The sequence below is a fragment of the Flavobacterium eburneipallidum genome (genome assembly GCF_027111355.2).
Lineage (GTDB): Bacteria > Bacteroidota > Bacteroidia > Flavobacteriales > Flavobacteriaceae > Flavobacterium > Flavobacterium eburneipallidum.
The window spans coordinates 696,482-722,602 of record NZ_CP114291.2 but is presented as its reverse complement, the minus strand read 5'-3'; the positions used below and the strand labels follow the sequence as shown (position 1 = coordinate 722,602).

The window sequence follows — 26,121 nt, the reverse complement described above, 5'->3', positions numbered from 1 at the left end:
AATAGATTATGGGTTTTTTTGCAGATTTTAAAGCTTCTTTGATGAGAGGTGACGTTTTAAGTTTAGCGACTGCGGTTGTTATTGGTGGTGCCTTTGGTAAAATTGTGGGTTCTGCCGTTGATGATGTTATTATGCCTATTGTTGGTTTGATAACTGGAGGAATAGATTTTACTCAAAAATTTATCACTCTTGATGGAAACAGTTATAATAATTTAGCTGCTGCAAAAACGGCTGGTGCTGCGGTAATTACTTATGGTAATTTAGTACAAGCTATAATCAACTTTGTGATTATTTCATTTTTCATTTTTGTTGTTTTAAGAGCTGCTGAAAAAGCTAAAAAGAAAGAAGAAGCCGCTCCTGCTGCACCAGCTGGACCAACTCAAGAAGAATTGTTGACTCAAATTAGAGATTTACTAAAAAAATAAATTTCCGCTACATTATATATTCTAACTAAACCACGCTCTAAAGGCGTGGTTCTTTTTTTTGTTATAATTATAACATTTTGTTACTTTTTGTGAACAGTCTTGTTTTAAATAACTTATTGCTTACTTTTGCACCATAAAATTTAGAAATAAAAAAATTAAAATATATAGTATGAAAATTGCAGTTGTAGGTGCCACTGGAATGGTTGGCGAAATCATGTTGAAAGTATTAGAAGAAAGAAACTTTCCATACACAGAACTAATCCTTGTAGCTTCAGAGAAATCAGTAGGTAAAGTAATTGAATTCAAAGGACAAAAACACACCGTAGTAGGTTTACAAACTGCAGTTGATATGAAAGCAGACATCGCTCTTTTTTCAGCTGGAGGTCAAACTTCATTGGATTGGGCACCAAAATTTGCTGCAGCAGGAACAACAGTTATCGATAACTCATCAGCTTGGAGAATGGATCCAACTAAAAAATTAGTGGTGCCTGAAATCAATGCGAATCAATTGACAAAAGAAGATAAAATCATTGCAAATCCAAACTGTTCGACTATTCAAATGGTTTTGGCTTTGGCTCCATTGCACAAAAAATACAATGTGAAACGTGTGATTGTTTCTACTTACCAATCCATCACTGGAACTGGTGTAAAAGCGGTAGAACAATTCGAAAACGAAGTAAAAGGAATTAAAGGCGATATGGTTTACAAATACGAAATCAACCGCAACTGTATTCCACAATGTGACGTTTTCGAACCAAATGGCTACACTAAAGAAGAGATGAAATTGGTTAAAGAAACCAAAAAAATATTAAGCGATGACAGCATCAAAGTAACGGCTACTGCAGTTCGTGTACCCGTTGTTGGTGGACACAGTGAAGCGGTGAATGTTGAATTCAGTAATGATTTTGATGTAAACGAAGTAAGAACTCTTTTGAGCCAAACAGATGGTGTAACGGTTCAGGATAATTTAGATACTTTTACTTATCCAATGCCAAAATATGCTGAAGGTAAAAATGATGTGTTCGTAGGACGTATTCGTCGTGACGAAAGCCAGGAGAACACTTTGAATATGTGGATTGTAGCAGATAATTTAAGAAAAGGTGCTGCAACAAACACCATTCAAATTGCCGAATATTTAGTAGCTAATAAATTGGTTTAAAACCTTTTATACTTCTTAAAAACCGACTAATTTTAAAATAAATTTAAAGTTAGTCGGTTTTTTATTTTCTATCCCTACCTTTGCACAAAATGAAAAAGAGATTTGTCATACTAAATTCTTTCTTAGCATTTGCGGTATTGTTCGTGATGCTGTTCCAATCTGTGCACAGTTTTGAGCATTTCGAAGACGAACTTGCTGATAGAAAATGTGTTCATAAATCTACCTCTAAATTCCAAATAACACATCAACATCACAATTTTGAAAATTGCTTTGTTTGTGATTTCAAAATGAGCAATTTTGTTTCTTTGGATATTTCCTCTTTTGAATTTCAAAACACCCAAATTCCTGCTGGATACACTTTTTTCGAATCTAGAGAAATCACCCAATTCTTTAAAGGAAGCCTTTTTGCGCTTCGTGCTCCCCCTGTTTTTATTGTTTAATTTACCGCAAAGACACGAAGACGCTATGTTTTTCGTGCAACTTTTCTATTTAACAATATAAAATCATTTCAAAAATGAAAAAAATTATAATAGCCCTATTTATAGGGTTTTCGGCAATGCTTCAGGCACAAGAAGTTCAAGAAAAAAAACAAGATACCCTTCATAAAGACAAACCCTTTACATTAGACGAAGTAATTGTTTCTACGGCTTTCAAAAAATTACAATCACAAAATGTGATGAAAGTAGAACATTCTACCATCAAAGAATTACAACAAAAAGGAACTGCAACACTTATCGAAGGATTAGCAACGATACCCGGAGTTTCGCAAGTTTCGACAGGAACATCTATCGGAAAACCAGTCATTCGAGGATTGAGTGGCAATCGAGTTTTGGTGTATTCACAAGGTGTTCGAATCGAAAACCAACAGTTTGGCGACGAACACGGTTTGGGTTTAAATGATGCTGGAGTCGAAAGTGTCGAAGTAATCAAAGGGCCAGCTTCTTTGCTTTATGGCTCGGATGCTTTGGGTGGTGTTTTGTATTTTAATCCTGAAAAATTTGCCGAAGCAGGTACTTTTAAGGCCAATTTCAATCAGAAATTATTCTCTAATACTTTGGGAAGTAATTCTTCTTTGGGTTTAAAAACCTCTACCGAAAACTGGAAATTTCTCGTTCGTGGAACGTATAATACGCATTCTGATTACAAAATGGCTGACGGCGATCGAGTGACTAATACTCGTTATCAGGAAACCGATTTCAAAACTGGAATTGGTTACAGTAATTCGAAATTTTCGAGTGTATTGCGCTACAATTTTAATGATTTAGATTTGGGAATTCCCGAAGAAGGAATCGCAGAACAAACGACTAACAAAAATACAGCCTACCCAAAACAAGGGATTTTCAATCATTTGTTGAGTTTGAATAATACTATTTTCTTCGAAAAATCAAAACTAGATGTTGATTTGGGTTATATTTCCAATGACAGAAGTGAATTTGAAGACAGCGAAGTTGCCGTTTTGCACATGAAATTAAACACTTTCAACTATAATGCAAAATACCATTTACCAAAATTCGGAAAGTTTGAAACCATTGTCGGAATTCAGGGAATGAACCAAACGAATACCAATTCAGGTGAAGAATTCCTTATTCCAGATGCTGTAACCAATGATTTTGGTGTTTTTGGAACTGGAATTTACGAATGGGGATCGAATGCCATACAAGCAGGATTGCGTTTTGACAATAGAAAAATCAACAGCGATGCTCGAGGAATTTCCGGTGAAGAAGGTTCATTCGAAGCACTTGATAAATCGTTTGACAGTTTTAATGCTTCTTTAGGATACAAAACTAATTTAGCGCAGGATTTAACGTTGCGTTTGAATGTTGCTTCTGGATTTAGAGCACCTAATTTAGCAGAATTAACTTCAAATGGTGTTCACGAAGGCACCAATCGTTATGAAGTAGGAAATCCTAATTTGAAAACAGAGCAAAACCTACAAACCGATCTGAATTTAGAGTACAAAAGCGGACATTTTGAGTTTTTTGTTAACGGATTTTACAATCACATCAATAATTATATTTACACTTCGCCAACTGGAGCAATATTAGATGACAATGAAGTTTTTGATTATATTCAAGACAACGCCAAATTATTTGGTGGCGAAATTGGACTTCATTTTCACCCGCATCCGTTAGATTGGTTGCATTATGAAACTAGCTTTGAAACTGTTACTGGTAAAAAAGACAACGGAGATTATTTGCCTTTGATTCCTGCCAACAATTGGAATAATACCATTAAGACCGAATTTAAAATTAAAAACTGGCTAGAAGCAGGATATGCTTCTTTGAATGTTTCTAGTACTTTTAATCAAAACAATGTAAGCGGTTTTGAAACTAAAACGAATAGTTATACGTTGCTAAATCTTGGTTTAGGCGGAACCATAAAATTAGGAAAAACAGCTTTTGATATTAATTTGAATGCCAATAATATACTAGATAAAAATTATACTTCGCATCTTTCACGCCTAAAAACGGATGGTATCCCGAATATGGGAAGAAATATTGTTTTGGGATTGAATTTTGATATTTAGAAATCTTTAGGATTGAATTCCAATAGGTTTCATTTTGCCACATAAACATAGAATAAAAGAAGGTAAATCTAATAATTCAGAATTTCCTACTTCTTTTATTCTGTGTCTATGTGTTTTTTTTATAGGTTTGATTTCAATTAAAAATGATAAAATAATATTTCGTAATTTGGATAAAATAATTTTTAAACCTACTCAACCTTTAAAATAACAGGCAAAATAAATTGAGTTTTTACAGGAATTCCACGCTTGATGGCGGGATTTACTTTTGGAAAATCGACCAAGCGGGCTTTTAGAATACTGTCGATTTTTACGGTATCATAAGCAACGGAATCTTTCGGAAATTGTGGTTCGAATTGCATAGACGCATTAGGAAATATAGTCACTTTCACTTCAATCGTATCCAGTTCTGGATAAAGAACAGAGAGGGTATCAATGCTTAATTTTTGTTGAATCAATTGAGTCATGTACTCAAAAAAACATTGTTGACGCAAAATTTTATTTTCTATTTTTTCGCAATCGGCAATAGAAGGAAACTCATCAACTTCTTTCCAGTTAATCGCCTTGAGTTCTTTTTGCAACAATTCCTTTTCTGACGGTACTTGTTTTTCAAAGTACTGGCAGGAGCTAAAAATCAGTGGAAATAAGAGTAGTATTTGAATTATTTTTCTCATATTGGTCAACAAAACAACACTTTTTAAAATTTATTTAAAAGTACTGCTTTAATTTTCAAAAATACTAAAAATAACTTTATGGATTTACTATTGCTAACTATTGGGTTTCTGTGTATGATTGTAGGTGTTTTTGGGAGTTTTTTGCCAGTTTTGCCAGGCCCAAGTATTAGTTGGTTGGGATTGCTATTTCTTTATTTTACCCATTCAGTTCCTAATAATTATTGGATTTTAGGAATTACTTTCGTGATTATGCTCGTAGTTACTATCTTGGATTATCTCATTCCTGCAAAGGGAACCAAGCGATTTGGAGGAAGTTCTTATGGCATTTGGGGAACCAATATTGGTTTGATTGTGGGGATTTTTGCTCCTATCCCTTTTGGATTTATTATTAGCCCTTTTTTGGGTGCTTTTATTGGAGAACTACTTTACGATTCCAAAAATCATCAACGTGCTTTGAAAGCGGCAACAGGTTCCTTTATCGGATTTCTGGCAGGAAGTTTTATGAAATTTGTAGTTTGCATTATTTATTTGGGGCTATTTCTCCATATTGTTTGGGAAAACAAATCCAACTTGTTTTAATAAGTATGTAAAAAACCGTATCGGGTTTGTTGTTTTTATAAAAGATTTTTGAATTTAATATGTGACAACCTGAATAAGTAAAAAATAAATCCCAAAAAAATGTAAATTTTTGAAATGGTTGGGCAATGGTTGGACAGCTTCAAAATAAAAAAGCCTGTAATACTTGAAAAACAAGTAATTACAGACTTTTTAAGTACCCGGAGCCGGAGTCGAACCGGCACGGTTTCCCACAGGTGTTTGAGACCAGCGCGTCTACCAATTCCGCCATCCGGGCTTCAGCAGACAGAAATAACAACAGTTATCTCACGCAATAAAGAGATATTTAGTGGTAGCTAAACGTCTTTTTCTTTAACACGGTGCAAATGTAAAAAATAATATTAAACATTCTAATAAAAATACTGAAATTTTTCCTTTCAGAGTTCGATTTTATTCCTAAATTTGCACCTCGGTAAAACGAAAAACAGCAACTAACTACACCCGAGGCAAATACGTCGTTTGGCTAAAATAAAATTTCTAGCCAAATTGTATGGAGCGCAGCGGAATAAAAACAACAAATTAAATGTCCCACTTAGAGCCAGAAGCTAAAATTTTTGCGTGTTCAAAAAGTGTATATCTCGCAGAAAAGATTGCAAAGGAGTATGGAGTTCCATTAGGAAATATTACAACCTCTTATTATAGTGATGGAGAATTCCAGCCTTCTTATGAAGAATCTATTAGAGGATTGCGTGTTTTTATTGTTTGCTCTACTTTTCCTAATGCTGATAATTTGATGGAATTATTACTGATGATTGATGCTGCCAAAAGAGCTTCAGCTAGACACATCACGGCAGTTATCCCTTATTTTGGTTGGGCAAGACAAGACAGGAAAGACAAAGCTAGAGTTCCAATTGGAGCTAAATTAGTGGCTAAATTGTTAGAAACAGCAGGAGCAACTAGAATCATGACGATGGATTTGCACGCCGATCAAATTCAAGGATTTTTCGAAAAGCCAGTAGATCATCTTTTTGCATCGACTATCTTTTTACCTTATATAGAAAGTTTAGGTTTAGAGAACCTGACTATCGCATCACCAGATATGGGAGGTTCTAAAAGAGCTTATGCGTATTCTAAATTCTTGGAGTCGGATGTGGTAATTTGTTACAAACAACGAAAAGAAGCCAATATTATCGACACCATGGAGTTGATTGGTGAAGTAAAAGGAAGAAATGTAATTTTGGTTGACGATATGATTGATACTGGAGGCACATTGGCGAAAGCCGCAGATTTAATGATAGAAAAAGGAGCATTGAGCGTAAGAGCTATTTGTACTCATGCCATTTTATCTGGAGCTGCCTACGAGAAAATAGAAAATTCAAAATTACTTGAATTGATTGTGACTGATTCTATTCCGTTGAAGAAAGAATCAAACAAAATAAGAGTAGTAAGTTGTGCGCCACTTTTTGCAGAAGTAATGCAAATGGTTCAGAACAACAATTCCATCAGCGGAACATTTTTGATGTAAAATACAAGTGATTAGCTTTTAGTAATTAGTGAATGGTCAAAATAGAACACTAAACTTTACCAAAAGAGTAATCAAAAAGAAGAAGTAGATTATCCTAAATGATTAGCTAATTACTAATCACTAGACGCTAATCACTTAATAACAAGAGTTTAATTAATAACTATATAAAATTTTTACAATGAAATCGATTACAATTAAAGGATCAGAAAGAGAAAGCGTGGGCAAAGTTGCTACTAAAGCCTTACGTAATGCTGGAGCGGTTCCTTGCGTGTTATACGGAGGAGATCAACCAGTGCATTTTTCTGCAGAAGAAAAAGCATTCAAAAACTTGGTTTACACTCCAAACGCACACACAGTTGTGATTGAGTTGGAAGGAAAATCATTCAATGCAGTTTTGCAAGACATTCAGGTTCACCCAGTGTCTGACAAAGTTTTACACATTGACTTCTTTCAATTATTTGATGACAAAGAAATCACTATGGAAGTTCCTGTAAAAATCACTGGAGTATCTCCTGGAGTACTTTTAGGTGGTGATTTACGTTTGAACACTCGTAGATTAAAAGTAAAAGCTTTACCAAAAAATCTTCCTGATTATGTTGAAGCTAACATTTCAGAGCTTCAAATGGGTAACAAATTATATGTTACTAAATTAGTGGTTGATAATTACAAATTATTGCACCCAGACAACACTGTAGTTTGTCAAGTGAAGATTTCTCGTGCGGCTATGAAAGCAGCTCAAGAAGCAGCAAAAGCAGCAAAAGCAGGTCCTGCAAAAGGAAAGAAAAAATAATACTTTTTCAAATTATATTCAAGAAAGCATCAGTTCTACAACTGGTGCTTTTTTTGTTTTATGTAGCTTTATAATTCCCCTAAAATGCTTCAACAGTAAATACCAAAATATCTTACATTTAGTTAGGATTATTCATTATATTTGAAAAATAAGGAAAAAACAAGATTTGAGTTAAATCTATTTTAAACAAGACTATCTATATAATCATGGAAAAATCAAATTCTAACTTTTATCTAGCAGCCAAAAAAATATGGGGAACGGTTGCCAAAAGTGATTCCGAATACACGCTAGATCTTGAGCAACAACTCGAGTTTCACAAACAATTGCTTAATCTTCTTCAAGTAGGTCCGTTTTATTACTTTATTTTTAATATTTTTCAAGGCGAATTTGATTTTATCAGCGATAGTGTAAAAGAAGTTTTAGGATACGAACCACAAGAAATGACTACAAGGTTTCTTTTAGAAAATGTGCATCCAGAGGATAAGGATTACTTGCTTCATTATGAAAATAAAAGTATTGCGTTTTTTAAAAGTATCCCCTTCGAAAAAATTAAAAACTATAAAGCCCAATACGACTTTAGGATAAAAACCAAGAATGACACCTATATAAGGATACTACAGCAAATCATACCTATTGATTATAACGAAACTAATTTTTATAAATCTTTAGGATTACAAACAGACATTTCACACATAAAAAAAGAAGGCATCCCATGCTTTTCTATAATAGGGATGAATGGAGAACCTTCTTATCACAATATAAAAGACTCGACTGTATTCACGAAGACTTATGATATCTTTACCAAAAGAGAAAGAGAAGTTTTAAAACTTATAGTAGAAGGTAAAAGCAGCAAAGCCATAGCAGACGAATTAAACATAAGCCTGCATACCGTTAACACTCATCGAAAAAAACTCCTTACTAAAGCAGACTGCAAATCCCCTATTGATTTAGTGACTAAAGTTATAAACGAAGGCTGGATATAACTATTTATACAACTAAAAGTCAAACTCTATATTGATTTTATTCTAACTAAATTCGAAAGCCAGATTGACCTAAGTACAATCAAAAATTAACCTTACTTTTGCACCATGATAAAATGGTTGAACAATCTGTTTTCAAAAACAAAAACAGACGACAATTTAGATGTTATGAAGAAATTTTTAATCGTTGGACTCGGCAATATCGGTGCCGAATATGTAAACACAAGACACAATATTGGATTTAAAGTAGTAGATTTTTTAGCAAGAAAAGAAGGGCTTGATTTTCAAACCGTAAAACTAGGCTCGCTAGCCGAATACAAATTCAAAGGACGCACTTTCTTCCTATTGAAACCCAATACCTACATGAACTTGAGTGGTAAAGCTGTGCAATATTGGATGGACAAGGAGAATATTCCCCTCGAAAACATTATGGTTATTACTGATGATTTGAATCTTTCTTTCGGAACCATTCGTATCAGACCTAAAGGTAGCGACGGCGGACATAACGGACTCAAAAACATCAACTTGGTTTTGAATACGCAGCAATACACTCGTTTCCGTTTTGGTATTAGCGACGAATTCAAAAAAGGGAAACAAGTAGATTATGTACTAGGTGACTGGGATGATGCTGAAAAAAACGCTCTTCCAGAACGATTAGAACTAGCTTCGGAAATCATAAAATCTTTTGGAACTGCTGGTTTAGAAAATACAATGACCAGCTTTAACGGAAAATAAAAACAACATTTTTGTTTATTTACATCTGTGATTTAGTAAAATACGTAAATTTGACAAAACATTCCTTAACCTATGAAAAAAATTTCCCCAAATTCTATTTATAAAATTATTGCAATTCTGTTCTTTTTCATACTAAATAATAGTTACGCTCAAGAAAAAAAATCAAACTCAAAAACACTATTTGGTGTTCCTGTAAGTAGCGGAAAGACAAATCCAAACAATGGAATTATTCGTTGCGCTACAACCGAATATGAAAAATCGCTTCAAGCAAAAAATCCAAAAAGGCTAACAGAAACACAGTTTGAGGCTTGGCTGTCCCCATTGGTCAACAAACAAAAAGCATTGAGAACCAGTTCCCAATCGGGTGGGATTATTACTATTCCTGTAGTAGTTCACGTGATTTATAACGGACAAGCCATTGGAGTTGCACCTAATATTTCGGATGCACAAGTACTTTCGCAAATTACTGTATTGAACGAAGATTTTAGAAGATTAGCAGGAACTCCTGGTTTTAACAACAATGCTGTGGGAACTGATACTCAAATTCAGTTTGCATTGGCACAAGTAGATCCAAACGGAAACCCGACCAACGGAATTGACCGTGTGAGTTTGTGCCAAGACGCTTGGGGAGAAACAGAAATTAATTCTACCGTAAAGCCAATTACTATTTGGGATCCAACACAATATATGAACATGTGGAGCGTGCAATTTGCTGACAGTCAACTATTAGGCTATGCTCAATTTCCAGATGCTTCTGGACTACAAGGACTTGATAATTCAGGCGGAAGTGCTAATACAGATGGAGTGGTTTCTAACTACAGTGTGTTTGGAAGTAGAGCTTATGATACAAACAATAGCTTTCTATTGCAATCTCCTTATGATAGAGGAAGAACAATGACTCATGAAGTAGGACATTGGTTGGGATTAAGACATATTTGGGGCGATGGTGATGGCGATCAAGATGCTAACACACCCGATTGTAGCGCTACTGATTATTGTGCTGATACTCCTCAAGTAGGATGGGAACATTTCACTTGTGGCACTTTTGATACTTGTCCGTTAGTAGCTGGAAATGATATGCCTGAAAACTATATGGATTATACAAACGATGCTTGTATGAACATTTTTACGCAAAATCAAAAAGATAGAATGACCACTATTATCAATAGTGCAGCACGAAGAAGTACCCTGAAAACATCTACCAAAAATAGTCCAATAGCCTTGTTTGCCAATGATGCAGAACTAAAACTCGAGTCGAGTTGCGACGTTCCCGTTTGTGGTGCTTCGACCAACCAAGCTTTAAAAAAAGTAATTATTTATAATAGAGGAACGAGTAATTTAACAGCTGCAACGATTAATTATAATATCAATGGTGGAGGAAACACGGTATATAATTGGAATGGAAACCTAGCTCCAAATCAATCAGCTGTATTTAGCATTACCATTAATGCAACAGCAAACGGAACTTTCAATGCCGCTATTGTCACCGCAAATGGAGTTACCGATCAAAGAGCATCAAACAATTCAATATCTGGAAGTTTTGTTATTCCAACATCTGCAACAAATTATTCTTACACCAATTATGTATTTAGATTGCAACAAGACTTATGGGGAAGTGAAACCACATGGAATCTCAAAGACGGTTCTGGTGCAGTTTTATATAGTGGTGGTTCTTACACTGATAAAGATGCTCTACCATTACCTGATTTAATAACTGAAAATTGGACATTGCCTAATAATAAATGCTATACTTTTACCATAAACGATTCTCAAGGAGATGGCATCTGTTGTGGCAGTAGTGGTAGTGGATATTTTGATATCAAAGCTACAGATGGCACTCTTTTGACCTCTGGAACTAATTTTAAATCTATTGCTAAATATACTTTTACCATTGGTTCACTTGGAACAAACGAATTCGAAACTTCTAGCGATATTTACTTATTTCCAAATCCGACCAAAGACTTGTTGAATATCCTTATCCCAAATGATTTTGGTCTGCCAAATAGTTTTAACATCAACAACGCGTTGGGTCAAAAAGTGAGTCAAAAAGAAGTTACCAAAGAAGCCGATTTAGTTATCAATACTTCGAGTTTGAGTAAGGGAGTCTATTTTATTACTATTGTGAAAAATGGACAAAAACGAACCTTAAAATTCATCAAAGAATAATTAGAAAAAATAATGTTTTAAAGAGGATTGATTTATTTCAATCCTCTTTTTTTATCTGTTATTATTAGCCTAAATTTGCAGCATTATAAAAAAAGACTGCTTTGAATATTTTTCATTCCATAAACGATTTTAAGTCAACCAAAAAAACCATTCTGACACTAGGTACTTTTGATGGTGTGCATATTGGACACAAAAAAATCCTTGAAAAAATGACTCAAAGTACAGTCAACGGAAAATACGAAAGCCTTGTGCTCACTTTTTTTCCGCATCCTCGAATGGTTTTGCACGGAGAATCTGCCGTAAAACTACTCAATACAATTCCTGAAAAAATTGATTTATTAGAAAAATTAGGCATTCAAAATCTCGTAATTCATCCCTTTGATGAACTATTTTCACAATTAACTGCCGAAGAATTTGTGAAAACTATTCTTGTTGAAAAACTACAAATTCAAAAAATAATTATCGGACACGATCATCGTTTTGGAAAAAATCGAACTGCCGATATCAACGACCTCATTCTTTTTGGGAAACAATATGATTTTGAAGTAGAACAAATTTCGGCAGAAGAAATTGATGCTGTTTCCATCAGTTCTACTAAAATAAGAAAAGCCTTGACCGAAGGAAGTATGGCACTTGCCAACGATTATTTAGGGTATCATTATTTTTTATCTGGTACAATTACTAGAGGCAAACAACTAGGACGCACCATTGGATTTCCAACAGCTAATTTTCAAATAGAAGAAAACTACAAACTAGTTCCTAAAAATGGAGTTTATGTTGTAAAAAGTATCATCAATCAAAAAACGGTTTATGGCATGATGAATATAGGTTTCAAGCCAACCGTAGCTGGTGAAAATTTATCTATTGAGGTGCATTATTTTGATTTTGATGCTGATTTATACAATCAAAAACTATCGGTTTCTTTGCTAAAATATCTTCGCCCAGAAGAAAAATTTGAGTCTGTAGATTTACTAAAAGAGCAGTTAGAAAAAGATAAGAAAGCGGCTTTAGTGTTTATAAAAAATTCATTATAATTCGTTAAATTTTAGATTGTTACATAAAAGTTGCTTATTTTTTGTGTAAATTTGATATGCCATTGTGCGCTAAAGTATTGTTTTTAACCTTTTAAAAATCAATCACATGAAAGTATCAAAAGAATTTTCCAATGGAGCGACTATCTTTGTTGGAATTAGCATTTATTTTTTACTAATGAATGTATTAGGATTAGCGGACAAATCTTATTTACGTCTGTTCAATATTTTTTTTATTTTCTATGGTGTAAACAAAACAATCCAAATGAATATCATGGAAGGCAAAGGAGCCTTTATTCATAATGCTACTGCTGCCATGAAAACATCACTTATAGCTGTCGCTTTAAGTATTATTGGGTTAATTGCATACAGTTATATGAAAGGTGGTGATGAATATGTACAATCCTTATCCGAAACTTTTTTGTTTGGAGGCAACCCATCTGTAATGACTTATAGCATTTGTCTTTTTTTTGAAGGAATTGCATCATCTGTAGTAGTCACTTTATTTGCTATGCTTTATTGGAACAATCGATTTGTAGTAGATTAATATCGATTCCTTTTTAACACCACAACTTTGTCGATTGGAACAATTTGACTACTTTTGACCCATCAAAAAATCACATAGATGAGTATCAAAAAACACGACTGGACGAAAGAAGAAATTATTGCAATTTATACTAAACCCATGATGGACTTGCTTTTCGAAGCAGCAACTGTTCATAGAGAACATCACGATCCAAATGTGGTTCAGGTATCTACATTATTGTCTATAAAAACAGGTGGCTGTTCTGAAGACTGTGGATATTGTCCACAAGCCGCACGATACAATACTGGGATTGAAGGAAATGACTTAATGTCCGTTAGTCAGGTAAAAGCGCAAGCCTTAAGAGCTAAATCTAGCGGTTCGTCTAGAGTATGTATGGGAGCTGCTTGGCGAAATGTAAAAGATGGTGAAGAGTTTGATCAGGTACTAGAAATGGTTCGTACCATCAATAAAATGGATATGGAAGTGTGTTGTACGCTTGGAATGATTACCGAAAATCAAGCCCAACGATTGGCTGAAGCAGGACTTTATGCTTACAACCACAATATTGACACTTCCGAAGAATATTATAAAGAAGTTATTTCGACTCGTGGTTTTGAAGACCGTTTGCAAACCATTGAAAATGTTCGCAAAACCAATGTTACTGTTTGTAGCGGTGGAATCATCGGAATGGGCGAAAGCATCGAAGACCGTGCAGGAATGCTAGTAGCACTTGCTACTTTGAATCCACAACCAGAATCAGTGCCTATTAATGCTCTTGTTGCTGTAGAAGGAACACCTCTCGAAGAACAAAAACAAGTAGAAATTTGGGAAATGATACGAATGGTAGCTACTACTCGAATTGTGATGCCAGAAACTCAAGTACGTCTTTCAGCAGGAAGAATTAATATGAGTCGTGAGGGTCAAGCCATGTGCTTTTTGGCTGGAGCCAATTCTATTTTTGCAGGAGATAAATTGTTGACTACTCCTAATAATGATGCCAACGACGATATTAAAATGTTTGAAATGTTAGGTCTAAAAAATCAAAAACCTTTTGCTAAAGCCTCGCAAAGAGAAACTGTAGAAGCCGAAGATTCTAAATTTGTTCCTCTTGGTGAAAAACCAAAATGGTCTCGACCTGGTCATACTATTGAAAGAAATTTAGAAGCTAGTACAAAAGGAAAATAAATACTAGCCAAACTGTTTAAAAAGAACAAGTTTAAAAGAGTATTGAATCTCACCAAAAAGCTTCTAACACAACCGTTAGAAGCTTTTTTTTAAATTAAAACAAATAAGAAACATGAAAATTAAGCTACTATTACTCACTGTTTTTTTTGGATTCAGTGCTGTTTTTGCAAATCCATCAGCTAAAAAACGTATTTTAATTTATACCAAAAATGGTAAAGGTTATGTACACAAAAACATTGCTTCTAGCGTGGAAGCGTGGAAGAAAATTGGCGAAGAAAACAATTTAATTGTGGATGTTTCCGATGATCCAGCCGTAATGAATACCGAAAATTTATCCAAGTACAGCTGTCTGATTTTTTCGAATACTTGTAATGCTATTTTTGATACCGAACAGCAAAAGCAAGCCTTTGTAGATTATATTCATTCTGGTGGTGCTTTCGTAGGCATTCATAGTGCATCTGATTCTGAAAAATCTTGGCCTTGGTATGCAACAATGGTCGGTGGGAGATTCAAAAGACATCCTGCTTTTCAGTCTTTCGAAATAAAAGTCATTGATAAAAATCATCCTGCTACTTCGATGCTGGGAGAAACATGGAAAAAAGAAGATGAGTGCTATTATATGAATGAATTCAATCCGAATATTCATATCCTTTTAGCAGCCGATATGCGAACGGTCAATGACAAAGAAAAAGAAGTCTATCCTGGACGCACTTTTGGCGATTATCTACCATTGGCTTGGTGTCATGAATTTGAAGGCGGAAGAGTTTTCTATACCGCTTTAGGTCATGACAGTAAAGATTATACTAATTCTGTATATCTGGAACATATTACAGGCGGACTTTTATGGGCATTAGGAACGAATTCAAAAAAGTCAAATTCGAAGCGAAAATAAATTATTTCTATTTTCTCAAATACAAACAATGATTGTAATAATCAATAATTCCTTTACCTTGCATTAGAATATCGGCACCAATGATGCCGTGAACAGGTTTGGCTTTATAAGCAATCAAAGCTTCATTAACATGAGATAAGTCAAAAATCACCAAATCAAATTCACGGAATTTCCAATCGCCTAATTGCAGTTTATTGCCGACAGAAGTTTGTGTCAACATCCCCGTTGCACCGGCACCCGAAGCTTTGGTTTTAGAATCGTTAGCTGTGAGTTGAAACAATCCGATACTTTCAAAACCAACGCAACTGTTAGAAGCTCCTGTATCCAGAATAAAATTACCTTTCACGCCATTAATCTTCGCTTTGATGAGCAAATGTTGGGTTTTAGAAATCTTGAATTTTATTTTTTTGTAGTTTTCTTTTTTAAGAATATAGGGAAGGTAATTCATTTTCGAAAGTATTTGAAGACCAAAAATAATCCAATTACAATCAATAACCCAATAATATAAAAATAATAATTCGTTGGTGCTTCTGGCTTTTCAATTGAACCATAATAAACAAAAGCACTCCAATAATAAGGCGATTTTTTAGCATTCGAAATGGATTCGTCATTTAGGAAATCGAGTTTGGCATTGGCATTCGCTTCGAAGTAAGATTGGTCATTTTTAATGTTTCTGTAAAACTTATCCATAAAAACCGAAGTAGTAAAATCGTTTACTTTCCAAAGAGAAAACAATAAATTTTGAGCTCCAGCAAATTGAAATCCTCTGGCAACGCTCATCGCTCCTTCGGATTTGTAGAGTTTTCCAATTCCGGTTTCACAAGCACTTAAAACGACCAAATCAGGATTGATATTGAGGTTATACAACTCGGAATACAAGATTTCTTGGTCATAAAACTTGATACTTGCTGACGTTTGAGTATCTCCCGAACTGGCATGTGTAGATAAATGTAAAATCGAATAATGGTTTGCATTCTTTTTAAAGTTATCGAAAGTAGCATTTTTGTTGTCAAAAAACTGACCATCGAAATTGCTTTTTATCGATTGCATTTCTTTTTTGGAAAAAGTCAATTCATAATTCGTTTTTTCGAAAACGGGAAAAATTCCGAGTACCGATTTTTTATCGTTTGAAATGGATTTCCCATTCAAATAAAAGCTAGCCGAATTGTTATAGGCTATCCTGAAATCATGCAGCAAATAGTGCATTTGGGTAAAATTCGTCGTGTTGGATTCTTTAGTAATTAAGGCTTCAAAAGGAAGGAAATTTAATAATCCATCAGGGACAATGACGAGGTTTTGGTAAGTGGTATTGATTGGCAATTGCAGCATTTTATAAAGCGAATTACCATAATGATTATAACCCGAAATATCATCTGTAATTTTATTAGTATCACTAAAATAATCCAAAAATGAAATTATTTCTGGAATAGCAGTGTCTGTAATGTAAATGTATTTCAGCCTTATTCTTTGATTTGCCAAAGTAAAAATATAGATTTTTTCAAAGCCCGAAAAATACTCCACCATAATGGCTTTGTCTTTTTCGAGTTTAGAATACAAGACTTTTATATCTAAATTTTCAGCTGAATCGACTTGGTTTTTCGACCTGATTTTCTTTAGCGAAAGCATCAATTCGTTTTGTTTTTTATTGGCTTCGTTTATTTTGGAAACGTTTGCCAAATCACCTTTTTGTTGTTCTTTTAGGATTTCGTTATTCCAGTTTTGCAATTGTTCTAAATGCAGTTTTTCTTCTCTGGAAGTAGTTTTTTTGGTGGAAAGATAGTTTTTCAAAACACCCGATTTGGTTCGTTCCGCAAGTTGAAACGCTTTTTCTAAATAACTGATTTTGCCTTCTTTTTGATGCAACAAATCATAAATAGCAATGCACTTTTCGGTGCGATTTCTAATTCTAATTTGGTTGATGATTTTAGAATTTTCATAGACCAATAAGTTCGAGAACAACTCTTCTATTTGGAACGAAAGAGCATATCCTTCCAACGCCTTTTTGGGTTGATTTTGATTCACAAAAATTTCCGCTTGCAAGTCTATTGCGTCCAATAAAATGGTTTCTGCATAAAGCGAATTGACATTAGGAAAACTATTTTTTGAACTCGAATAATTGGGGATTAAAGTCTTGAAAACGGATGATAAAATGGTGCTAGCTTCTGAATATTTTTCTTGCTGAAACAATAAATTAGCTTCTTCCAGTTTGAATTTGGCTAGTTTTCGAGGCACAATATTAGCAGTTAAAAAGAAATATTTTTTTGCTTTTTCAAAATAGGAATTGGCTAATTCATGGTTGTGCCATTGGATATTTAATGCCGATAAGTTGCGGTAACAATTCGCCAGTGTTTCACTTTGAGTTTTGTCGGATTTCAATAACTGAATGGCAGCAAAATAAGAGCCTTCTAGTTTTTTGAAAATGTCTGGAATAGGTTTGGACAAACTTGGATTTTTATAACTTAATACATAATTGTTTCCCAAATTGTTCAACAAATTTCCTTTTTGCGTAGGGGTCAGTTTCTCCTTTCTAATGTTTTTTTCGAGTAAATCAATAGCCTCATTTATTCTACCTGTATTTTGATACACATTCGACAAATTGAGAATAGCTGCAATTTTTTGCGATTGATTTCTATCGGTATTGGCAATAAAATAATACTGTTTGATAGTGTTTTCGGCATTGTCAAAATCCCCAATAATTGTGTAAAGATTACCCAATGGTTTCAGACAATATTCGGTAATATCATAATTAGAAAGTTTGTAGTTTTGATAAATTTTCCAGGCTTTTTCATAACTTGAAATGGCTTGATGAGTCTTGCCAAATTGATTTTCATAATAGGCTTTGTTGCAATTTAAAACCACAATGGCTAGGAATTCATTCTTGATTTTCGGTTTAGCGTTTTTCCAAAAATTACGTTCCGTTTGCGTCAAATTTGACAATCCTTCAAGGGTTGGATTCACAACATAAGCATCAATCGCATTGTAAATCTGATCTTCTGTTGCAAGCGAATTTTGTCCAAAAACAGTTAGATTTAGGAATAGTATTAGACACAAAAAGGGTTTAATCCAATTCATTTAATAATTGTTGCACTTGGTCATACTCTTCAAAATCATCTGGAATGGTCAATAGAATTTCTTTACAATCTTTGTATTTTTTCTGTTTTAATTTAGAAAGAGCCAAATACCAAGTGGCTTTGTTTTTATAAATAGAAGTTCCAGTTTGTAATGCAGTCAAATTGCTTTCGGCTTTTTTAAATTGATGATCTTCTAAAAGTGAAATCGCATAAAAATATTGAATTTCAGCTGATTTTTTCTCTTTTAAAATATTTTCGAAATATGGAATGGCGGTTTTATACTCTTTTGTGTTAAAGGCATCTTGTGCCAATTTTAAATTTTCGCTTACATCGCCTCTTTCAACAAAACTTGCCATTTCGGGATGATTGTAATCTTCAAAAGATGGATTTATATTCTGAAAAACAAATAATCCGAACAAGATTGCCACAGAAGCCGCAACGGCATAATGCCAAGCTCTTAAATCAATCACTTTTGATTTTTTAATCTTGAAATGATCTTTAGAAATGGATTTTAAATTCTTTTTAAAAGCATTTAATTCTCCGGCATTGCCAAATTTATTGTCCAAATGAAGCTGCAATTCCTTGAAAATTTCAAATGCTGTAGCCAATTCTGGGTCTTCTGACAATTGTTTTTCAAAAGATATTTTTTCTTCGGCAGATAATTCATTTGCCAAATATTGGTCGAATTCTATGTAGCGTTCCTCATTCATGACTAATTCATTTTTAAAGAGTTAAAGCGATTGGTTTCCTGAATCCACTGGGTTAATTGACCTACACACAACGATTTTTTCTTTCGAACATAACCATAGGTCACGTTGAGTTTTTCGGCAACTTCCTCCATCGATTTGATGGTGAAACTCAATTTCAATAACTCTTGGCATTTGTCGCCTAGTTTTTGAAACATCGTGTCAAAAAGTTGCTGTTTTTCGTCGAACAATTCAGTTTCTGTAACCATTTGTTCTGTGGATTCAGTATTAGATGCCAAATCTTCATTGATTGTTACCCCTTTATTCGAAGATTTTTTTATTTCGTTCAACCATTTTCTTTTACACAATAAAAAAAAGTAAGCATCAAAGGGGCAAGTGAGTTGCAATTTATTGGCTTTGGCCTGATTGAAAAGCAAAATCATAATTTCCTGAACCACATCTTGAGCCTGATCTTCATCGCCAGAATTGTTCCTGATATAAGAAACAACTTTGGGAACAAACTTCTTGTAAATAGATTGAATTATTGCTGAATCATTATTAGCAAGTCCTTCAATATAGATTTGGTCGGGATGAATCGTATTAGCCATAAAAAAACTTTTTTCGAAAATACTAAAAAAAGGGGTAACAAATATAAAACCAAGTTGATATAACAGTATAAATCAAGAATTGAAACTTTTAAAACTTTTAGATTATGGAAAATTTAAAGAAAATAGGAATCTCATTCGTCAGTAAACTTTGGGTATTAATTACCCGATAAAAAAAAATTAAAAGAAAGGGTAACAATATCAAACCCGAATTGATATTAAATTAAATAACCATTTTAAATAATAGAAATTATGAAAAATCAAATTAAAAACATCGGACTTTTAGCTTTAGCAACAATCTTCTTTACAAGTTGTACGAACAATGACAATTTGGATCCCATTCCGCCAACAGCAGCTGCATTCAAAGGAATTACACAATCTGGAATAAAGAAAAATACTCAAAATTTTACCGCAACAGCAGGAACAGGAACAATCACATTAACTTCAGCAAAAGGAGTAGTTATCACACTTAACGGAAATGCTCTTACTAAAAACGGACTTCCCGTAAATGGAGCAATTGACATTGAATACATTGAACTTTTCGACAAAGGAACGATGTTGGTTACCAACAAACCTACTATGGGAATTATGGCAGATGGTAAAAAAAGTTTACTCAAATCGGGAGGAGAATTTTTTATCCAAGCTTCACAAGGCGGAGTAAATTTAGTCTCAACGGGTGCTATACAATTGCAAGTTCCTGCTAATTTAACTGGCGGAATAGATAATGCCATGACTTTATGGAAAGGAGAAATAGATACTAACGACAATCTGGCTTGGAAAGAAGTAAGAGACGCTGCTGGAGGAAAAGGTGGTGTTGGCGCACAAGGAAATACCTATTATGTGACGTTTGGAAACTTTGGATGGACGAATGTGGACAAATTCTACAGCGATCCTAGACCTAAAACCACTATTCTTGTTGATGCTCCCGATGGATATGACAATACAAATAGTGCCGTATATTTATCTTATGATGGCGAAGGACAAAATGCTTTAGCAAATATGGATACTTACACAGCGGCTGGATTATTCAGTGAACATTATGGACAAATTCCAATAGGACTGGCTTGCCACGTTATTTTTGTAACAGAAGATAATGGACAATGGCGATACGGAATCAAAGCGGTTACAGTGGCTGCAAACGATATTTTTTCTTTTACTCTTGCAGAAACTACGACAGGAACAGAAGCCCAATTAGTTGCTGCCATCAATGCGATACAATAGCCTAGAATAGAAGTTTTTAGATAAAGTGGTGATTTGCTCACCACTTTTTTCTATTTTTAGAACCTTAACTAAACCAAAAGATTATGAAAAAACTACTATCGCTTTTCTTTATTCTCTTTTATCTATTTTCATTTTCGCAAACCAAAGTAAAAGATACGGTAACCCGAAGAGCTAATATTACATATAATCAAAAAGGGAATGCCGTAAAATTCAAACCCGAAACGCCACCATTAATCCCTATTGCTGGTGCGCCTAAACCATTTTATTCTTATTTATGGGAAATGGGCGATGGTCATTACAGCAAAGAAGCCGAACCCAAACACGTTTATAAAAATAAAGGAACTTACAAAACTAAACTGGCGGTAACCAATAATTACGACAACGGAAAACCACCAGCAACACGACCAAAATCAGTCGCTGTAAACGAAATTGCGGAGGAAGAAATTTACACCGATATTGCTTCTATTGAAGATCAAAATGGATTGGTTATCCAAAAAAATGCTGACCCCATTCCAGACCAAGAAATGGAAGTTATTGTGAGTTATCAAAACATGGAAAACTACGTAACGGATGGAAAATTATACCTTTTTTACAACGAAAAACAATTCAAGAACAACAATTTCGAATTGATCGATTTCCGAACTTATGCTGGTGAGAAAGAAGTCAAAGAAAATCTCGTAGCAACTGTAGATGATTTGGAAAATTCAGATTCTTATTTGGCTTCTGGAAACGCCTTGGTGAAAGTTCAAAAAAGCAAAAACACAACAACTGAAATAGATTTGGACGCTACTTTATTAGACGCTTATAAAACATACAAAAACGTAACGATTCTGGAGTTTTATGGAGCGAATCCAGGCGAAACCCGTAACGTGTTTTTTACCCACAAAACCACTCCCGAAATGATTAAAGATACCAGTGCTACCGTAACGATGCGAAGTGTATTTGTGCCAAACAGGAGTTTTAAAAACCATAAAGTCAAAAATCTTGAAATGGAAATTGTGACTTCACATGATCCTAACAAAATGGGGTCGAACGGCAGTTTTATGAATTACAGATTGGTGCGTTTCAAAAGAGTGAATTTCAAAACTCGTTTTCAAAATAATGGCGAAGGACCAGCTAGAATGATTCGTTTAGAAACTGATATTCCGGATATGTTCGACAAAAAAACATTTCAAATTGAAGATATGTATCCCAAATGTCCGATTTGTCCAAAAGAAGAGGAGCCAACTGTTAGTTGTTTGGACACTATTATCAAGCAAAAACAGATTTTCTTTACCTTCAAAAACATTTATTTACCAGGAAGCGAACAAAAAAATGTCAAAGAAAAAGACAGTACTAAAGGCTTTGTCAAATATTCGATGAAATTCAACAAAGACTTTCACAAAGTAAATACCAAAAGTAGGACCGCTATTATTTTCGACAAAAACGAACCAATTATTACCAATTATGCCACTACTCGTTTCTCGCCAGGCATTTCTATTGGAGCAAAAGCAGGATATAATTTTTATCCGAGTTTAGATAATTCTAAAAGTTATTTTGTCGGAGCAACAATTTCTCCTTTCAAAGCGTATCGTTTTTATTGGCAAGCCGAATTAATCAATAGTCTCCATAAATACAATAACGGTACCACTATAACTACGGGTTTTACAACCTCTCCAAATGGAGTAAGACAACCTACACGAACCACCACCACACTAAATTATTCCAATATCAATAACGAAATTCCCCTATTGATTAGATACAATATCAATAATTTTATAGGAATTGGAGCGGGTATCCAAGCCAATATTAACGCTTCAGAAAAACAAGAAGAACATACTAAAATAGACTATTTCGAGTCAGAAAAACCAGATTCTCCTATCCTAAAAACTGAAGAAAATACCATTTCAAACAGCAAAACTTTTACCAATTTCAAAACTGGACTATTGTTCGATTTAACACTTGGAGCTGCTAGAATTGGTCCAAGTTTAGGAGCAAGATATGTACTGAATTTCGAGGAAAATTTCAATTATGTGCAGCTATATGCTATTTGGAAGTTTTAATCCAGAAACAGTGATTAAGTGATTACAATTATTTAATTAATACGTTTTCAATATTTAAGCCACTCGTTTTCAACGTAATTAGTAATTTTTAATTCGTAATTGACACTTAGTTCCTTAAGATTGTATCTTTGCGGTAATAATAAATTACCATGATAATTACTGATACGCACACTCATTTGTATTCCAACGAATTTGACGAAGATCGTAACGAAATGATTCAGCGCGCTATTGATGCTGGAGTTTCACGCTTTTTTATTCCTGCAATTGATTCGGCTTACACTCAATCGATGTACGATTTGGAAAAAGTTTTTCCTAAAAATATTTTCCTAATGATGGGTTTGCATCCTACTCATGTCAAAGATAATTATCAGGAAGAATTAGAACATATTGAAGAAGAATTAGCCAAGAGAAATTTTTATGCTATTGGAGAAATTGGCATCGATTTGTATTGGGATAAAACCCATTTACCACAACAGCAAGATGCTTTTAGAAAACAAATTCAATTAGCCAAAGAATATAAATTGCCTATCGTGATTCATTGTAGAGAAGCTTTCGACGAAATTTTCGAAATCCTAGAAGAAGAAAAATCGGCTGATTTATTTGGAATTTTTCATTGTTTTTCTGGCACTTATGAGCAGGCATTACAAGCCATTTCGTATAATATGAAACTCGGAATTGGCGGAGTGGTGACTTTCAAAAACGGGAAAATAGATCAATTCTTGAATCAAATTGATTTGACGCATATTGTTCTCGAAACGGATTCGCCTTATCTAGCTCCAGTTCCTTTTCGTGGGAAACGAAATGAAAGCAGTTATATAATCAAAGTGATAGATAAATTAGCTGAAATTTACAATTTACCAAAAGAAGAAATAGCACGCATTACTACCGAAAATTCTATAGCTATATTTGGGATTTAATGTAGAATTCGCCTATTTTTGTTAAAATTTTTGTTCATTTGTTCTTAAAAAAATATGCTATATGTCAAAATTTGACGCTATCCGTCCATTTTATGATACCGAAGTAAATGATGCCATTCTAAAAGTGGTCGATCATCCTATGATGAAGGCATTGATGAACTTTACTTTTCCAGAATTGGAAGATGAAGTTTGGAAAGAACAACTTCGAAGAACCCATTCTACAAGAGATTTTCAATGCAATTTTATATATCAAGCACTCCAAAAAGTGTTGGAAACTACTTCCGATGGACTCACAACTTCGGGTTTTGAAAAACTAGAATTAAACACCGCTTACATGTTTATCTCGAATCATCGGGATATTCTTTTAGATACTTCTTTGCTTAATGCTTGTTTGTTCGAACATAAGTTAGTGATGACAGCTTCTGCTATTGGGGACAATTTGGTAACCAAATCTTTCTTAAAAGTATTAGCGAAATTGAATCGAAATTTCTTGGTTCAAAGAGGATTATCGCCTCGTGAAATGTTACAAAGTTCCAAGTTATTGGCAGAATATATCAGCAAATTATTGCAACACGAAAATCGTTCGGTATGGATTGCACAACGTGAAGGAAGAACCAAAGACGGAAATGATGCCACAAATCCTGGTGTTCTGAAAATGTTAGCCATGGCTTCTGACGAGGAAAATTTGATGGATTATTTCAAGAAAATTAAAATAGTTCCTGTTTCTATTTCTTATGAATATGATCCTACCGATGCCTTGAAGATGCCACAACTTTTGGCCGAAGCCAATCAAGAAATTTACATCAAAGAAAAAAATGAAGATTTTATCAATTTGATGAGTGGAATTATGGGACAAAAAAGAAGAATCCACATTCACCTTGGCGATGTTTTGGATACTGAATTAGATACCATCAAAGCCGAACACGATAATTCGAATAAGCAAATTCAAGCCTTGGCTCAAGTTATAGACGATTCAATCATAACAAGTTATAAATTATGGCCAACTAATTATATCGCTTACGATATTGTAAATCAAACCAATACTTATTCTGATTTATACACTGAAAATGAAAAATCTCTTTTCGAACGCCGATTAGAAAGAAGAATTGATTGTAATAATCCATTGGCAATGCAAAGTTTCTTGGCAATGTATGCCAATCCTGTTGCCAATAAGTTGAAATACGAAAATGCAATTTAAGACCAAAATCCTCTTGATTTATACCGGTGGTACCATTGGTATGAAGAAGGATTTTGAAACGGGAGCACTCAAAGCTTTTAATTTTAGTAAATTATTGCAAAAAATCCCCGAACTGAAGCAATTGGATTGCGAAATCGAAACCCTTACTTTCGAAAATCCAATCGATTCCTCGAATATGAATCCTGAAAAATGGGTTGAAATTGCCGAAATTATTGAGAATAATTATGCCAATTTTGATGGATTTGTAGTTTTGCACGGATCTGATACCATGTCTTATTCGGCTTCAGCATTGAGTTTTATGCTCGAAAATTTAACAAAACCAATTATTTTTACAGGCTCACAATTGCCAATAGGAGATTTAAGAACTGATGCCAAAGAAAATTTAATAACCGCCATTCAAATTGCTGCTTTACGCCAAAACGATGAAGCGGTAATACAAGAAGTTTGCTTGTATTTTGAATATAAATTGTATCGAGGCAATCGAACTACAAAAATTAATGCCGAAAATTTCAATGCTTTTGATTCGCCCAATTATCCTGCGCTGATAACTTCTGGCGTGCATTTTAAAATTAATCACGAACTTTTTTGGACTAAAACCGAAGTTGGAGATTTAAAAATCCATAAAAATTTTGATACTCGTGTAGCAATCGTAAAAATGTTTCCAGGCATTAGTCAAGCCGTTTTGAAAGCTATTTTTGAAATTCCAACACTCAAGGGAGTGGTGTTAGAAACCTATGGAGCTGGAAATGCACCCACCGAAGATTGGTTTATATCTTTACTGAAAGACGCAATAACAAGCGGATTGCAAATTGTTAATGTCACACAATGCGATGCTGGAAGCGTTAGTATGGGACAATATGAAACTAGTACTTCCATGAAAGAAATAGGAGTGATTTCTGGAAAAGATAGTACCACCGAAGCAGCGATTACTAAACTAATGTTTTTGTTAGGACAAAATACTGCGCCAAATAATTTTAAAACCTTATTTGAAACTTCATTGCGAGGAGAAATTTCATAAAAATCCATTTTTAATTTTCTTTAGTCATTTTTTTTCGTGTTATTTGCATCCTCAAAATAATAGAGAGGTGTCCGAGTGGTTGAAGGAGCTAGCCTGGAAAGCTAGTATATGGGTAACTGTATCGAGGGTTCGAATCCCTTCCTCTCTGCGAATTAAAAAACCCCAAAGACGTTAGTTTTTGGGGTTTTTCTTTATT

24 protein-coding genes and 2 tRNA genes are annotated in these 26,121 nt (G+C 34.1%); 20 read left to right on the top strand and 6 right to left on the bottom strand.

Going from position 1 to position 26,121, the window contains the following annotated elements:
- Window positions 1-8: 8 nt before the first annotated feature.
- From mscL to OZP15_RS03020, 4 genes are all read left to right on the top strand, one after another.
- Window positions 9-425, top strand: coding sequence for a large conductance mechanosensitive channel protein MscL (gene mscL / locus OZP15_RS03035; RefSeq protein WP_269227024.1), 417 nt, complete (start codon window positions 9-11; stop codon window positions 423-425).
- A 169-nt stretch (window positions 426-594) separates the two neighbouring features.
- Window positions 595-1,584 carry an aspartate-semialdehyde dehydrogenase gene (locus OZP15_RS03030; protein WP_281336965.1) on the top strand — a complete coding sequence of 330 codons (990 nt, stop codon included), beginning with the start codon at window positions 595-597 and terminating at the stop codon, window positions 1,582-1,584.
- 287 nt (window positions 1,585-1,871) lie between these two features.
- Window positions 1,872-2,024: a hypothetical protein gene (locus tag OZP15_RS03025; RefSeq protein ID WP_281336964.1), complete on the top strand. Its 153-nt coding sequence runs from the start codon at window positions 1,872-1,874 to the stop codon at window positions 2,022-2,024.
- A gap of 116 nt (window positions 2,025-2,140) precedes the next feature.
- Window positions 2,141-4,111 (top strand): TonB-dependent receptor plug domain-containing protein, encoded by a 1,971-nt coding sequence (locus OZP15_RS03020; RefSeq protein ID WP_432419393.1) that lies wholly within the window; start codon window positions 2,141-2,143, stop codon window positions 4,109-4,111.
- A 188-nt stretch (window positions 4,112-4,299) separates the two neighbouring features.
- On the opposite strand, the gene OZP15_RS03015 is transcribed toward OZP15_RS03020, so the two are convergent.
- Entirely contained in the window at window positions 4,300-4,782 is a 483-nt protein-coding gene (locus tag OZP15_RS03015; RefSeq protein WP_269227022.1) for a hypothetical protein, read from the bottom strand.
- Window positions 4,783-4,860: 78 nt separating this feature from the next.
- Between OZP15_RS03015 and OZP15_RS03010 the strand changes: the two genes are divergently transcribed.
- The gene (locus tag OZP15_RS03010; protein WP_281336962.1) at window positions 4,861-5,361 is read left to right on the top strand and encodes a DUF456 domain-containing protein; all 501 of its coding nucleotides are present in this window, start codon (window positions 4,861-4,863) and stop codon (window positions 5,359-5,361) included.
- Window positions 5,362-5,555: 194 nt separating this feature from the next.
- Here OZP15_RS03010 and OZP15_RS03005 read toward each other — a convergent pair.
- A tRNA-Leu gene (locus tag OZP15_RS03005) sits at window positions 5,556-5,635 on the bottom strand.
- 285 nt (window positions 5,636-5,920) lie between these two features.
- Here OZP15_RS03005 and OZP15_RS03000 point away from each other — a divergent pair.
- The 9 genes from OZP15_RS03000 to OZP15_RS02960 all read left to right on the top strand — a co-directional run bounded on the left by OZP15_RS03000 (window position 5,921) and on the right by OZP15_RS02960 (window position 15,167).
- Window positions 5,921-6,862, top strand: a complete 942-nt coding sequence (locus OZP15_RS03000; RefSeq protein WP_269227020.1) for a ribose-phosphate pyrophosphokinase — start codon at window positions 5,921-5,923, stop codon at window positions 6,860-6,862.
- Between the two features lie 178 nt (window positions 6,863-7,040).
- Window positions 7,041-7,652 carry a 50S ribosomal protein L25/general stress protein Ctc gene (locus tag OZP15_RS02995; RefSeq protein ID WP_269227019.1) on the top strand — a complete coding sequence of 204 codons (612 nt, stop codon included), beginning with the start codon at window positions 7,041-7,043 and terminating at the stop codon, window positions 7,650-7,652.
- 206 nt (window positions 7,653-7,858) lie between these two features.
- Window positions 7,859-8,635, top strand: coding sequence for a LuxR C-terminal-related transcriptional regulator (locus tag OZP15_RS02990; RefSeq protein ID WP_281336961.1), 777 nt, complete (start codon window positions 7,859-7,861; stop codon window positions 8,633-8,635).
- A 105-nt stretch (window positions 8,636-8,740) separates the two neighbouring features.
- Complete coding sequence (pth, locus tag OZP15_RS02985; RefSeq protein WP_269227017.1) at window positions 8,741-9,367, top strand: aminoacyl-tRNA hydrolase; 627 nt, start codon at window positions 8,741-8,743, stop codon at window positions 9,365-9,367.
- A gap of 72 nt (window positions 9,368-9,439) precedes the next feature.
- Window positions 9,440-11,533, top strand: a complete 2,094-nt coding sequence (locus OZP15_RS02980) for a T9SS type A sorting domain-containing protein (protein ID WP_281336960.1) — start codon at window positions 9,440-9,442, stop codon at window positions 11,531-11,533.
- Between the two features lie 101 nt (window positions 11,534-11,634).
- The gene (locus tag OZP15_RS02975; protein WP_281336959.1) at window positions 11,635-12,567 is read left to right on the top strand and encodes a bifunctional riboflavin kinase/FAD synthetase; all 933 of its coding nucleotides are present in this window, start codon (window positions 11,635-11,637) and stop codon (window positions 12,565-12,567) included.
- A 106-nt stretch (window positions 12,568-12,673) separates the two neighbouring features.
- On the top strand, window positions 12,674-13,111 hold the full coding sequence (locus tag OZP15_RS02970; protein WP_281336958.1) for a hypothetical protein: 438 nt from the start codon (window positions 12,674-12,676) through the stop codon (window positions 13,109-13,111).
- Window positions 13,112-13,189: 78 nt separating this feature from the next.
- Entirely contained in the window at window positions 13,190-14,275 is a 1,086-nt protein-coding gene (gene bioB / locus OZP15_RS02965) for a biotin synthase BioB (RefSeq protein ID WP_269227012.1), read from the top strand.
- Between the two features lie 112 nt (window positions 14,276-14,387).
- The gene (locus OZP15_RS02960; RefSeq protein ID WP_269227011.1) at window positions 14,388-15,167 is read left to right on the top strand and encodes a ThuA domain-containing protein; all 780 of its coding nucleotides are present in this window, start codon (window positions 14,388-14,390) and stop codon (window positions 15,165-15,167) included.
- Between the two features lie 7 nt (window positions 15,168-15,174).
- Here the strand turns inward: OZP15_RS02960 and OZP15_RS02955 are convergent, their stop codons facing one another.
- From OZP15_RS02955 to OZP15_RS02940, 4 genes are read right to left on the bottom strand one after another with little or no spacing between them, the layout of a single operon-like run.
- The gene (locus tag OZP15_RS02955) at window positions 15,175-15,615 is read right to left on the bottom strand and encodes a retropepsin-like aspartic protease (protein ID WP_269227010.1); all 441 of its coding nucleotides are present in this window, start codon (window positions 15,613-15,615) and stop codon (window positions 15,175-15,177) included.
- Window positions 15,612-18,239 carry a CHAT domain-containing protein gene (locus OZP15_RS02950; protein WP_281336957.1) on the bottom strand — a complete coding sequence of 876 codons (2,628 nt, stop codon included), beginning with the start codon at window positions 18,237-18,239 and terminating at the stop codon, window positions 15,612-15,614. Before OZP15_RS02950 ends, OZP15_RS02955 begins: the two co-directional genes overlap by 4 nt.
- Complete coding sequence (locus tag OZP15_RS02945; protein WP_281336956.1) at window positions 18,226-18,948, bottom strand: tetratricopeptide repeat protein; 723 nt, start codon at window positions 18,946-18,948, stop codon at window positions 18,226-18,228. Before OZP15_RS02945 ends, OZP15_RS02950 begins: the two co-directional genes overlap by 14 nt.
- A gap of 2 nt (window positions 18,949-18,950) precedes the next feature.
- On the bottom strand, window positions 18,951-19,532 hold the full coding sequence (locus OZP15_RS02940) for an RNA polymerase sigma factor (RefSeq protein WP_281336955.1): 582 nt from the start codon (window positions 19,530-19,532) through the stop codon (window positions 18,951-18,953).
- 249 nt (window positions 19,533-19,781) lie between these two features.
- On the opposite strand from OZP15_RS02940, the gene OZP15_RS02935 reads away from it, so the two are divergent.
- The 6 genes from OZP15_RS02935 (at window position 19,782) to OZP15_RS02910 (ending at window position 26,073) form a co-directional block, all read left to right on the top strand.
- Window positions 19,782-20,750 (top strand): hypothetical protein, encoded by a 969-nt coding sequence (locus OZP15_RS02935; protein WP_281336954.1) that lies wholly within the window; start codon window positions 19,782-19,784, stop codon window positions 20,748-20,750.
- An 83-nt stretch (window positions 20,751-20,833) separates the two neighbouring features.
- On the top strand, window positions 20,834-22,792 hold the full coding sequence (locus OZP15_RS02930) for a PKD domain-containing protein (protein WP_281336953.1): 1,959 nt from the start codon (window positions 20,834-20,836) through the stop codon (window positions 22,790-22,792).
- Between the two features lie 149 nt (window positions 22,793-22,941).
- Window positions 22,942-23,709, top strand: a complete 768-nt coding sequence (locus tag OZP15_RS02925; RefSeq protein ID WP_269227000.1) for a TatD family hydrolase — start codon at window positions 22,942-22,944, stop codon at window positions 23,707-23,709.
- A gap of 61 nt (window positions 23,710-23,770) precedes the next feature.
- Entirely contained in the window at window positions 23,771-24,907 is a 1,137-nt protein-coding gene (locus tag OZP15_RS02920; protein WP_281336952.1) for a 1-acyl-sn-glycerol-3-phosphate acyltransferase, read from the top strand.
- Entirely contained in the window at window positions 24,897-25,925 is a 1,029-nt protein-coding gene (locus OZP15_RS02915; RefSeq protein WP_281336951.1) for an asparaginase, read from the top strand. The genes OZP15_RS02920 and OZP15_RS02915 overlap by 11 nt, the downstream gene beginning before the upstream one ends.
- Before the next feature lie 61 nt (window positions 25,926-25,986).
- Window positions 25,987-26,073 (top strand) — tRNA-Ser (locus tag OZP15_RS02910).
- Window positions 26,074-26,121: the final 48 nt, after the last annotated feature.